The 11,702-nt window shown below is 69.8% G+C and carries 12 protein-coding genes; 7 read left to right on the forward strand and 5 right to left on the reverse strand.

Annotated elements, in window-relative coordinates; genetic code table 11:
* The first annotated feature begins 14 nt into the window (after positions 1-14).
* On the forward strand, positions 15-1,772 hold the full coding sequence (gene sdhA / locus ACFYR3_RS09260; RefSeq protein ID WP_355844296.1) for a succinate dehydrogenase flavoprotein subunit: 1,758 nt from the start codon (positions 15-17) through the stop codon (positions 1,770-1,772).
* Positions 1,772-2,551, forward strand: coding sequence for a succinate dehydrogenase iron-sulfur subunit (locus ACFYR3_RS09265; RefSeq protein ID WP_261705969.1), 780 nt, complete (start codon positions 1,772-1,774; stop codon positions 2,549-2,551). Before sdhA ends, ACFYR3_RS09265 begins: the two co-directional genes overlap by 1 nt.
* Positions 2,552-2,739: 188 nt before the next feature.
* On the opposite strand, the gene ACFYR3_RS09270 is transcribed toward ACFYR3_RS09265, so the two are convergent.
* Together ACFYR3_RS09270 and ACFYR3_RS09275 are read right to left on the reverse strand one after the other, a co-directional pair.
* Positions 2,740-3,615, reverse strand: coding sequence for a hypothetical protein (locus tag ACFYR3_RS09270; RefSeq protein WP_389282228.1), 876 nt, complete (start codon positions 3,613-3,615; stop codon positions 2,740-2,742).
* Positions 3,616-3,679: 64 nt separating this feature from the next.
* Complete coding sequence (locus tag ACFYR3_RS09275) at positions 3,680-4,132, reverse strand: hypothetical protein (RefSeq protein WP_355844290.1); 453 nt, start codon at positions 4,130-4,132, stop codon at positions 3,680-3,682.
* 339 nt (positions 4,133-4,471) lie between these two features.
* Here ACFYR3_RS09275 and ACFYR3_RS09280 point away from each other — a divergent pair, with 339 nt between their 5' ends.
* Positions 4,472-5,458, forward strand: coding sequence for an ArsR/SmtB family transcription factor (locus ACFYR3_RS09280; RefSeq protein ID WP_389282230.1), 987 nt, complete (start codon positions 4,472-4,474; stop codon positions 5,456-5,458).
* A 175-nt stretch (positions 5,459-5,633) separates the two neighbouring features.
* Here ACFYR3_RS09280 and ACFYR3_RS09285 read toward each other — a convergent pair whose 3' ends face one another.
* The 3 genes from ACFYR3_RS09285 to ACFYR3_RS09295 all read right to left on the reverse strand — a co-directional run bounded on the left by ACFYR3_RS09285 (position 5,634) and on the right by ACFYR3_RS09295 (position 9,192).
* A complete protein-coding gene (locus ACFYR3_RS09285) occupies positions 5,634-8,099 on the reverse strand; it encodes a DUF4132 domain-containing protein (RefSeq protein WP_355844284.1) in 2,466 nt (821 codons plus the stop codon).
* Positions 8,096-8,488: a hypothetical protein gene (locus ACFYR3_RS09290; RefSeq protein ID WP_355844282.1), complete on the reverse strand. Its 393-nt coding sequence runs from the start codon at positions 8,486-8,488 to the stop codon at positions 8,096-8,098. The genes ACFYR3_RS09285 and ACFYR3_RS09290 overlap by 4 nt, the downstream gene beginning before the upstream one ends.
* A gap of 68 nt (positions 8,489-8,556) precedes the next feature.
* On the reverse strand, positions 8,557-9,192 hold the full coding sequence (locus ACFYR3_RS09295; RefSeq protein ID WP_355844279.1) for a Uma2 family endonuclease: 636 nt from the start codon (positions 9,190-9,192) through the stop codon (positions 8,557-8,559).
* A 145-nt stretch (positions 9,193-9,337) separates the two neighbouring features.
* Between ACFYR3_RS09295 and ACFYR3_RS09300 the strand changes: the two genes are divergently transcribed.
* From ACFYR3_RS09300 to ACFYR3_RS09315, 4 genes are all read left to right on the forward strand, one after another.
* Complete coding sequence (locus ACFYR3_RS09300) at positions 9,338-9,754, forward strand: VOC family protein (RefSeq protein WP_355844276.1); 417 nt, start codon at positions 9,338-9,340, stop codon at positions 9,752-9,754.
* Positions 9,755-9,891: 137 nt separating this feature from the next.
* Positions 9,892-10,299, forward strand: a complete 408-nt coding sequence (locus ACFYR3_RS09305) for a hypothetical protein (protein ID WP_355844273.1) — start codon at positions 9,892-9,894, stop codon at positions 10,297-10,299.
* Between the two features lie 5 nt (positions 10,300-10,304).
* Positions 10,305-10,829, forward strand: a complete 525-nt coding sequence (locus ACFYR3_RS09310; protein ID WP_389282233.1) for a thiol-disulfide oxidoreductase DCC family protein — start codon at positions 10,305-10,307, stop codon at positions 10,827-10,829.
* A 9-nt stretch (positions 10,830-10,838) separates the two neighbouring features.
* Complete coding sequence (locus ACFYR3_RS09315; protein WP_389282235.1) at positions 10,839-11,633, forward strand: TetR/AcrR family transcriptional regulator; 795 nt, start codon at positions 10,839-10,841, stop codon at positions 11,631-11,633.
* Positions 11,634-11,702 lie beyond the last annotated feature (69 nt).

The raw sequence follows: 11,702 nt of genomic DNA on the forward strand, positions 1-11,702 counted from the left end.
TGAGGCAACCACTCATGAAGATCCACAAGTACGACACCGTCATCGTCGGCGCCGGCGGCGCCGGCATGCGCGCCGCCATCGAGTCGACGAAGCGCAGCCGCACCGCCGTGCTGACGAAGCTCTACCCGACCCGCTCCCACACGGGCGCCGCGCAGGGCGGTATGGCCGCCGCGCTCGCCAACGTGGAAGAGGACAACTGGGAGTGGCACACCTTCGACACGATCAAGGGCGGTGACTACCTGGTCGACCAGGACGCCGCCGAGATCCTGGCGAAGGAGGCCATCGACTCCGTCCTCGACCTGGAGAAGATGGGCCTGCCGTTCAACCGGACGCCCGAGGGGACGATCGACCAGCGCCGCTTCGGCGGTCACTCCCGCAACCACGGCGAGGCCCCGGTCCGCCGGTCCTGCTACGCCGCGGACCGCACCGGTCACATGATCCTCCAGACGCTCTACCAGAACTGCGTCAAAGAGGGCGTGGAGTTCTTCAACGAGTTCTACGTCCTCGACCAGCTGATCGTCGAGATCGACGGGGTCAAGCACTCGGCGGGCGTCGTCGCCTACGAGCTCGCGACCGGCGAGATCCACGTCTTCCAGGCGAAGGCCGTGATCTACGCGTCCGGCGGCACCGGCAAGTTCTTCAAGGTGACCTCCAACGCGCACACCCTGACGGGTGACGGCCAGGCGGCGGTCTACCGTCGCGGGCTGCCGCTGGAGGACATGGAGTTCTTCCAGTTCCACCCGACCGGCATCTGGCGCATGGGCATCCTGCTGACGGAGGGCGCCCGCGGTGAGGGCGGCATCCTCCGCAACAAGGACGGCGAGCGCTTCATGGAGAAGTACGCGCCGGTCATGAAGGACCTCGCGTCCCGTGACGTCGTGTCCCGCTCCATCTACACGGAGATCCGTGAGGGCCGCGGCTGCGGTCCCGAGGGCGACCACGTCTACCTCGACCTCACGCACCTCCCGCCGGAGCAGCTGGACGCCAAACTGCCCGACATCACGGAGTTCGCGCGCACCTACCTCGGCATCGAGCCCTACACGGACCCGATCCCGATCCAGCCCACCGCGCACTACGCCATGGGCGGCATCCCGACGAACGTCCAGGGTGAGGTCCTCTCGGACAACACCACGGTGGTTCCGGGCCTGTACGCCGCCGGTGAGGTCGCCTGTGTGTCCGTGCACGGCGCCAACCGTCTCGGCACGAACTCGCTGCTGGACATCAACGTGTTCGGCAAGCGGGCCGGTGTCGCCGCCGCGGAGTACTCCGCGAAGGTCGACGCCCACATCGAGCTGCCCGAGGACCCGGCCGCTCAGGTCGTGACCCAGGTCGAGCGCCTGCGCAACTCCACGGGCACCGAGCGGGTCGCCGCGATCCGCCTGGAGCTGCAGGAGTGCATGGACGCCAACGTGATGGTGTTCCGCACCGAGCAGACGATCAAGACGGCGGTCGAGAAGATCGCGGAGCTGCGTGAGCGCTACCTGAACGTCTCGATCCAGGACAAGGGCCGACGGTTCAACACGGACCTCCTCGAAGCCATCGAGCTGGGCAACCTGCTCGACCTGGCCGAGGTCATGGCCGTCTCCGCGCTCGCCCGCAAGGAGTCCCGCGGCGGTCACTACCGCGAGGACTACCCGAACCGCGACGACGTCAACTTCATGCGCCACACCATGGCGTACCGCGAGGTCGGCGACGACGGCACCGAGTCCATCCGTCTCGACTACAAGCCGGTCGTCCAGACCCGCTACCAGCCGATGGAGCGTAAGTACTGATGGCTACTCCCACCCTGGACAAGGCGGACGCGGCCGGCGCACCCGAGCCCGGTTTCGCCGACTCCCCGTACATCACCGCCACGTTCCGCGTCCGCCGGTTCAACCCGGAGATCTCGGCCGAGTCGGTCTGGGAAGACTTCCAGCTGGAGATCGACCCCAAGGAGCGTGTCCTCGACGCGCTGCACAAGATCAAGTGGGACCAGGACGGCACGCTCACGTTCCGCCGGTCCTGCGCGCACGGCATCTGCGGCTCGGACGCCATGCGCATCAACGGCAAGAACCGCCTCGCCTGCAAGACGCTGATCAAGGACCTGAACCCCGAGAAGCCGATCACGGTCGAGGCCATCAAGGGCCTGACGGTGCTGAAGGACCTCGTGGTCGACATGGACCCGTTCTTCCAGGCGTACCGCGACGTGATGCCCTTCCTCATCACGAAGGAGACCAACGAGCCGACGCGCGAGCGTCTGCAGTCGGCCGAGGACCGCGAGCGGTTCGACGACACCACGAAGTGCATCCTGTGCGCGGCGTGCACGTCGTCCTGCCCGGTGTTCTGGAACGACGGCCAGTACTTCGGTCCGGCCGCCATCGTGAACGCCCACCGCTTCATCTTCGACTCGCGTGACGAGGCGGGCGAGCAGCGCCTGGAGATCCTCAACGACAAGGACGGTGTGTGGCGCTGCCGCACGACGTTCAACTGCACGGACGCCTGCCCGCGCGGCATCGAGGTCACCAAGGCGATCCAGGAAGTCAAGCGCGCGCTGATCACGCGCCGCTTCTGACCCTCGCCCCTGACCCGCCGAAGGGGCCCGCTTCTCCTGGGGCCCCTCCGGTCGATCCGGCACCTTGTGACGTCGGCCTTCAAGACCTGATTCCGGTCTTGAAGGCCGACGTTGTCGTATGCGGCGGGTGCGGGTGCCGTCGCGGCCGGGCGAGCCGGCGAGGTCCGGGCCGGAGACGGTCCGCGCCGTCATCCGAGGACGTCTGTGGCGACCTTGTCCTGGCGTTGTGTCAGGGAGCGCCAGGACGCGACAGCCGCGGGGTGCGCGTCGAGCCAGGCGTGCTGGACCACGGCCAGTCTGGTGTAGGCCGTCCGCAGGTAGTCGGTGTCGGACTTGCAGCGGATGTCGGCCCGGGCGACGGGGTTGGTGGCGAAGTCGGTGTCGCGGGGGAGGCTGTCGAGCAGGTTGACCGGGTCGTCCGTGGCGACTCCGGCGATTCTCATACAGCGCGCCCAGCGGGCGTCGGCCGCGCGGAAGGCCGGGTCCTTGTCCAGGTTCCTGCGGGCCTGGTCCTCGCCCTCGCCGAGCTGGATGCTGACCTGTAGCCACCGGAGGCGCTCGGAGCCCAGCAGCCGCTTCTCGGCCTCGGCCTGGCAGCCCTGGGCCGGCCAGGACACCTTGATGGACTTGCCCCGGGCGGCGATGCGCCGGTCGTCGGGACCGTAGAGCGCGGCGAGGAACGCCTTGCTCTCCCGGTGTTCCGACGCGGCCGGCGCGGGGCTCGCGGTGGCGGTGATGAGCGACTCCAGGCCGAACGGCAGCGGATGGTCGACGGTGGCCGTACTCGAGCGGGGAATCTCGGCCGGCGTGTACCGGTAGCCGTGGGCGGTCATGCAGGTGATGGCCAGCTGCCGTTCCGCCTCCGCGATCCGCCACTGCCGCTCGCTGGGCGCGTGCAGCAGCGGGTAGAACGGCAGCCGGGCGCTCAGGCGTCCGGCGTCGGCCGTCGGCCGCGGGGTGGCGGCGGACGGACCGGACCGGCCGGCGTACATCCAGGCGGCACAGGCGGCGACCACCACGACGGTCGCGGCCGTGACGAGTGCGGTGATCCTACGGGTCTCCAAGGTCTTCCTCCTCCCGGCGCGGTGGATCCGGCGGCGGACCGCCGGATCCGTGACACGGCGCAGGTCAGTAGCAGCCGCCCGGGTTGGAGGTGGTCAGCGAGAGGGAGCTGGCCGACAGCGCGGCGGCCAGTTCCTCGACCTCGCTGCCGGGCTTGACGCAGAAGAGCATCCCGCCGCCGGAGTTGATGTTCAGGTAGTACCGCGAGTAGTAGCCGCCGCTGCTGGAGTTGCTGGCGGACCACGCGTTGTCGTTGACGGTCGTGCCGGAGCCCGCGGTGCCGTAGGTCGTGTTGTTGAAGGTGTCGTTCGTGAAGTCGCTGTCGCCGTTGAAGTACGAGTGCCTCGCGCTGTTGAAGCTGGACCAGAACACACAGTGGTAGCCGCCGGCACAGTTCGTCCCGGCCGATGCGGGGGACGCCGTGACGACTCCGCCGACGGCGAGCGCCGCGGCCAGGGCCGCGGTCGCCGCGAGCGCCTTGCGTGACCGGACCCATCCAGCCTTTATCGGTACTAACATGACAATCCTTTCATGTCGACCTCGGGGTGGCCCCACCACACTGTCAGCACCCCGAACGATTTCCCACGCATTGCGGCCAGGGCCGAAAAACGCAGGTCAACGCCGAATACGGCACGCCTGACGCCTCACAGGTAGTGCACAGGCATATCCGTACATGGCCGAATAGCGCCTGTTGCAGGTGTTGTCAGCCGTGTCCGGCGGCGGACATGATGACTCGCCGGGCCAGAACAGGCCGGACGTACGGCCGTTGTCACAGCGCGGCCGCACGGGGCGGCCGTCGTCGCGGCGCGGCCGCACGGGGGCGGCCGCGGTCACACCGCGGCCGGACGGGAGGCCGTCATGCTGCACATCCATTTCACCGAGGCCGACCTGGCGCGCACCCGGCTGGCGTCCGAGCCGGATCCGCTCTGGGAGATCGCCCTGAGCCTGCACCGGTTACAGACCCAGCAGGGGCGCAGCGCGCACGCGGAGTGGTACCGGACGACCCGCGTGCGGCTGGCCGACCAGGGACTTGAAAGAGTCCTACGGCACCTTCTGCTGCCCGTCTTCCCGAGAGCGGCGTACTTCCCCGACTTCCTGACTCCGACACGGGGTGCCCAGGGGCTCGCGGCCGGGCTCGCGGCACTGGTGGACACCCCCACCGACCGGGTGCGCCGGGAGGTGAAGCGCTTCATGGCGGTCGGGGCGCCGTCGTGGGCACCGCGGCTCGTGGAACGCGAGATGCGTCAGGACCTGGCGAATGCTCTGCGGCGGTACTACGAGGTCGCCCTGGCGCCCTATCGGGAGCGGACGCTGGCCCGGGTGGAGGCGGACCGGTCGGTCCGTGGACGGGCCCTGCTGGCCGGCGGAGCGGACGGACTGCTCGACGGGCTGGGGCCGCAGATGCGCTGGGATCCACCTGTGCTCCATGTGCACTACCCGCCGGAGGAACGCGACCTCGTGCTCGACGGGCGCGGGCTGACCCTCGTGCCGTCGTACTTCTGCTGGGGCCCTCCGATCTCGCTGGCCGACTCGACGCAGCCACCCGTGCTGGTCTATCCCGCGCTCCGGGAGGCGCGGCCGACCGCCGTCGACCGCCCGCTCGGCGTGCTGCTCGGCCGGACCCGGGCACAGGTGCTGCGGGGAACCGCGCTGGGCGCGAACACGGGCGAACTGGCCCGGCTGGCCGGAGTGTCGGCACCCACGGTGAGCCAGCACATCTCGGCCCTGCGGGACGCGGGTCTCATCAGCAGCCTGCGGTACGGCACGAGCGTCCTGCACACGCTCACCCCGCTCGGGGCGGCCCTGCTACGGGGTCCGGACAAGCCGGTCTCCGCAGTGTCCTGATCCGCGGCAGGCGGCGAACAGCCCACCCCCGCAGCGGAGTCGAGGTACTTCGGCGATGAGCCGGGTGAGCGGCAGGTCGTACAGCTTCGCCGTCACCGGCTCCGCGACGGACCGTCTCCGGCCGGTCCCGGGCGCGCGCCCGCACGGCGGCGGACCGGGCCGAGGGCGGGATCGGTCACAGCTGGCTCAGGATCGTCGGGTCCGTGATGCGCAGGTCGTCCGCCAGCAGCATCGCCTTGCTGAGGATGACCGCCAGCATCCGGTCGCCCTCGAACGGCAGATAGCCGGTCCGGGGTCCGCCCGCGGCAGCCTTCGGGACGATGCACAGGTACTGGTCGTTCGGGCTCATCAGGATGTTGCCCGAGCCCAAGTGGATCTTGTACGTGTGGCGCTCGCCCTTCACGTGCAGGAACCGGCCCTCCAGGGTGCAGCGGTCGGCTACCGCCAGCCGGGGGATCAGGCGGTCGAGCAGGGCGCGGCGGGTCTGCGCGGTCTCGGTCAGGTCGCCGAAGCCGTACGACGTCCAGTACTCCTGGAAGCGGCCGTCGGGGCCGCCGTCCTGCCAGGTCGGGTCGTTGCCGACGCTGGAGACACCGACGAACAGGTCGACGTCGCGCAGGACTTCGGACAGGACGAGGGGCGGGATGCCGGAGAGGGGGAGAGGCTCCACCGGGTCCTGGCCGTCCGGCAGCCACATGCGGTACTCGCCGCCGTAGCAGTGCGCCGAGTTCTCGGGGGCGTCGAGCGGATAGAAGCGCACCTGGTCGGTACGCAGCCGCAGATAGCTGCCGGACTCGGTGGTGTCGTGGCCGTACTCGCCGTCGCCCGTGATCCAGTACTCGGCGCGCAGCCCCCACTGCGGCAGCTCCCGGGTGGCCGGGGGCGCCTCGTCGTCGACGCAGAGGCGGAGCTTGTTGCGCCAGCCCCTGATGGCGGCCAGGGAGTTGAACTGGTGCTGGCGCACGAAATGGGCGGCGAAGCGGTTCGAGTACGTGCCCGTCGCACGCTCGGCGTCGGTGAGGAGGTACACCTCGCGGTGGGCCTGCTTGAAGGGCTGGGTGATCTCGTGCCGCTCCAGCCAGTCCCGCCAGGCGACGACCTCGGCCGGCTCACGCTCGACGGGGTGCCAGAGGGCGACCTCCTCGCCTCTCTTCACCGGATCGTCGGTGAGGGTGGACAGCTCGCCGTTCGCGAAGCCGACCGGTGTGCCGTCGACCGTCCACAGGAGCCGACGGGCGAGGGTGCCGACGAGCGGGTGGTCGAGGTAGCGCTCGCGCCAGGTGTCGTACGTCCAGGTGCGCCGGCCGAGGAACTGCCGGTCCAGGCGCTCGGCCTGTGCCGACAGCATCTTGTCGATGTCCTTGACCGCCGCCTTCAGCTCCTTGAGCTCTTCGGCGTGGTCGCGTCGCACGGCGGCGGGCACGCTCTTGACGGCCTTGCCGGTCGCGTTGTGCCAGCTCAGCACGGCGCGTGAGCCCTGGACTTCGAGAAGCGCGGTGTTGTCGCCGAACTCGTGACGCGCCTGCCCGACGTCGGTGAGCCCGTACGCCGGGACGGCCAGTTCCTCGATCTCCTCCCGGGTGAGCCCGAGGGCGGTGGCCTTCGCCCCGAGGAATCCGTCGATGAGCTTGGCCGTGGCCTTGTACGTCACCCGGGTGGCCAGCCGGGCCAGTTCGGCCAGGGCGGCCTCGCCGTCGATTCGGGAGAGCGCGATCACACCGGCGTTGGCGACCTTCGGATTGCGCGGGCCCAGTCCGCTGACCTTCTTGAGGGACGTCTCGACGAGTGCGCCGAGGGCCCGGGCGGTGTCGGGGTGGGGCGGCAGCACGGAGACCAGCCAGGCGAGGCCGCGCAGGGCGTTGGCGTTGTACGGGTCATAGGCGCTGTTGATGTCCGCCTCGTACGACCTGGGCTCCAGCGGGTGGGTGCGAGGGCGGCCGACGAGGGCGAGCCAGGACAGAGCGGCGGCGCGGACCCGGTCGGCGCCGAGGGCTTCGACGAGGGCGTGGGCCTGCCGGTCCCACTTGGCGGAGGGCTTGGAGGCGGTGGCTGTCATCAAATGGACGAGCAGAGCCTGCCAGTCGGGGGCGGAGGCGTCCCTCATGGCCTGCTCGGCCCATTCCTCACCGACGTTGAGCACGGGCTCTGTGAGCTTCTTCATCAGGGCGGCAACGGACTCGCGGCGGTAGGTGTCCATGCCCGTGCGGCGGAAGACCGCGACCACGGCCGGGTCCAGTGTGCGACCGGCCGCCAGTTCGGCCTCGGCCAGGACGTCCATCCGCGTCGCGTACCAGACGGTGTTCTGCCTGCCGAGTTCCGCGAGTTGCCTCGCCCGCTCGTCTGCGAGCGGGTACTCCGGGAGGCCGTGGGCGATGGCGGCGAGCATGGTCAGCACGTGGTTGCGGGGTTCAGATCTGCCGCCGACCGTGTGATAGCCCTCCGCCAGGGCGCCGGTCAGCCTTTCCCGCTGATCGGCGGGGAGCGCGTCCAGCAGGTCGAGGATCTCGTCCCAGCCGCTGCCCCATTGGCCCGTGTTGACCAGTGCGGCCCTGAGGAGGTCGGTGGCGAGCCCGCTCATGTTGCCGTCGGCCGCCTGCGAGCGGATCCACCCCAGATGCGTCTTGGTGTCGGCCATCGTCATCCCCCTACCAGTGCGACGAGCTTGAGGAAGGTGACCTCGGTGCCCAGGACCAGTTCGATCTCCTCGTCGAGGTCGGTCACCTGGCGCTCGCCCACGAGCACCAGGAAGCCGTTCCCGGCGAAGGCCCTGAGCGCCAGCTCGCTCTGGGCCTCGGGGTCTATCCGGCGGGGTGTGCGCAGCGCGTAGCCGTTCAGCACCCGCTCGGTGTCCTCGGGCTGCACGAGCCCCTGGAACACCCCCGGCATGCGCGCGTTGTACTCGGCGACCTCCTGGAAGACCCGCCGCCGGATCAACTCGCGCACGGCGAGCCGCTCCTCGGCGATCTCGATCCCCCAGCCGGCGCCCCGGCCCCCACTGGTCGTCTCGTCGACGAACATCACCGTTCCCATGCGGACGACAGTACGAGCCCCCACTGACAATCGGTCACCGGGCCCTGATCCGGGCGTCCGCCGTCAGCTCAGTCAGCCGCCGGCTCCGATCCGCCCCTCCGTCCGTCGACGGCCGTCAGATCGATGTCGATCTCGAAGGGGACGGTGGCCTTGAGGCGGTCGTGGAAGATCCCGGTGAGGCCGTACGACTTAGTGGCCGGGTCGAGCTCGTAGACGTAGACGACGGGCAGGCCCTTGTCCTCGTCCTGTTCGACGCGCCAGAAGTTCGGGACCCCGGCCTCGGCGTACTTGCGGGGTTTGACCTCCCGGTCGCGTTCGCGTGAGTCGGGCGAGACCACCTCGACGGCCAGGAGGATGTCCTCGGGCCTGTACCAGGTCTGGCCCGGCCCCGTGTTCGCGTCCACCGGAAACACCATGACGTCCGGCTCTGGCCGGTTCTTGGTGTCAAGTCTGATCGTCATCTCCCGCATGACGTCGAGATGGTCCGGGGCCTGCTCCAGGAGAGCGTTCTCCAGCAGACGCATGCAGCGTCCGTGAAAAGCCGTCTGCGGACTCATGAAGACGAGACTCCCGTCGATCAACTCCGTGTGCGGCGGGAGGCCCGGAATCCGGTCGAGGTCGTCCGCGGTCCAGCCCTCGGGGGGCGGGATCGGCCAGCGGTACGCCGGCTCGTCGTCGAGCCCGTTCTCGGATGCGGCGCTCATCAGTGCTCCCATAGGCCGGAATCTCGCCTGTCGATTCAGCGTACCCAGGGGGACTGGGAGGCGCTTCACCTCAATGGGTGATCACATGTTCGGGCTGCGGTCAGCCCGTCCCCGTCCTCCCTCGGTCCGCTCCTAATCTGATGGCATGTCAGACGACGTGTCGTACGGGCTGCTCGGGCTCGACAACGTGCTGTTGCCCGTCGGGGATCTCGGCGAGGCCGTGGGTTTCTACGAGCGCGCCGGGTTTCCGCCGGCGTTCCGGCTGGACGAGGCCGGGATCGCGGTGCTGAAGGTGGGCAAGGAGACGCCCGGGGTACTGCTGCGACTGGACGAGGAGTTGAGCCACCGGCCGCCCCTGTGGGCGTCGCCGCGGCTGTGGCTGGAGGTGCCGGACGCCCGCGCCGCGGCCCGCTCGCTGACCGCCGTGGGCATCGCCCTCCTCGACGAGCCCTTCTCCGGCGCCACCGGCTGGACCGTCGAGATCGCGGACCCCTGGGGCAACGTCATCGGCCTGACGGACTACACCAAGCGCCCCGAACTGGCCCGCAGGGCCCAGCGATAGCACCGGCGGCCCTCCGCGCCCCGAGCGCGGGAGGCGCCCGGACGGACGCGCACACGAGATCGACTTGAACATGTTCAAAAGCAGGTCTACATTCATCCCAGACAGCGTTTTGAACGCGTTCAAGAAGGGGTGGGGACATGGACCTCACGGTCGTCGCGTACGTCATCTATCTGCTGGTCAGCATCGCGCTGACGGTCTGGGTGGCACGCACGCTGAGCCACAACGGGCGGATCTTCCTGGCGGACGTCCTGCACGGCAACGAGAAGCTCGCGGACGCGGTCAACCATCTGCTGGTGGTGGGCTTCTACCTCGTCAACCTGGGCTTCGTCGCGCTCTATCTGCACCAGAGCGACGAGATCTCCAACGCCCGCGAGATCTTCGAAGCCCTGTCGACCAAGCTGGGTGTCGTCCTGCTGGTGCTCGGGGTCATGCACCTGGGGAACGTCTACGTGCTCAACAAGATCCGGCGGCGGGGTGTCATGGAGCGGGAGCAGATGCCGCCGGTGCAGCCGACGGACTGGGCCGCCCCCGCGGCCGGGGTGTGAGACCGGTGGCCGGCACCTCGGCCACCCGGGACCGGGGCGCCGCGCGCGTCCCGGTCCTCGGGCTCACCGTCCTCTACGACGCGCGTTGCTCGCTGTGCGCCTTCCTGAAGCAGTGGCTCGCCCGGCAGGCGCAACTCGTACCGCTCCGGTTCGTACCGGCCGGATCGGAGGAGGCCGCCCGGCGCTTCCCGGGGCTCGACCCCCGCGCCACCCTGGACGAGATCACCGTGGTGGGCGACGCCGGGCAGGTGTACCAGGGAGCCGCCGCGTGGGTCGTCGCCCTGTGGGCGCTGCGCGAGTACCGGGCGCTGGCCCATCGGCTGAGCACTCCCACGGGTGCCAGGCTGGCCAGGGGCGCGACGCTCGCCGCCGCCAAGTGGCGCGAGGCGCAGGCGTCACGGACGTCCCAGCGGTGGGGCGGTGGCGCGTACCACTGGGGCGACGGGTGGAGCTACGACCCGACCTCCGGATGGACCTACGTAGCCCCCGCCTGCGACAGCGGCGAATGCTCGACCGCCCCCACTCGTTAGGCTCGTCCCGTGCCAGCACCGACAGACAGCCCCGGCCCCATCGGGTCCTCCGAGTCAGCCGAGCCCGCCGCGGTCTCCGAGTCCCCGGGCAAGGAGACGGCGAAGAGTCCGGCCAAGAGCGAGCAGACCCGGGCCCTGATCCTGGAGACCGCGATGCGGCTCTTCCAGGAGCGGGGGTACGACAAGACGACGATGCGGGCCATCGCGCAGGAGGCCGGGGTCTCCGTCGGGAACGCGTACTACTACTTCGCCGGCAAGGAGCACCTGATCCAGGGCTTCTACGACCGGATCGCCGCCGAACACCGGGAGGCGGTCCGGGAGGTGCTGGACCGCGAGACGGACCTGGAGGCCCGGCTGGGCGGCGTGCTGAGGGTGTGGCTGGACATCGCCACGCCGTACCACGAGTTCGCCGTGCAGTTCTTCAAGAACGCCGCAGATCCGGACAGTCCGCTCAGCCCCTTCTCCCCCGAGTCGGAACACGCGCGCGTGGAGGCCATCAGCGTCCACAAGGAGGTGCTGGCCGGGGCGAAGACCAAGGTGCCGGAGGAACTGCGCGAGGTGCTGCCCGAGCTGATGTGGCTCTCCCAGATGGGGCTCGTCCTGTACTGGGTCTTCGACCGTACGGAGAGCCGCGAGCGCAGCTACCGGCTCGCCGAGCGCGGCGCACGCCTCACCGCGCGCGGCGTCTCTCTGTCCCGCTTCCGGCTGCTGCGGCCCCTCGTCCACGAGGTGCACGAGCTGTTCACGGACTTCCTGCCGGGAATGACGAAGGCCCTGCCCGACCCCGCCAAGAAGACGGAGTAAGGGGGGCCCGCCAGGCGGACACCCCTTACGGACACCGCTGGCGGACACCCCTTACGGACACCACTTGCG

The organism is Streptomyces sp. NPDC005784, assembly GCF_042871525.1.
In the GTDB taxonomy this organism is placed as follows: domain Bacteria; phylum Actinomycetota; class Actinomycetes; order Streptomycetales; family Streptomycetaceae; genus Streptomyces.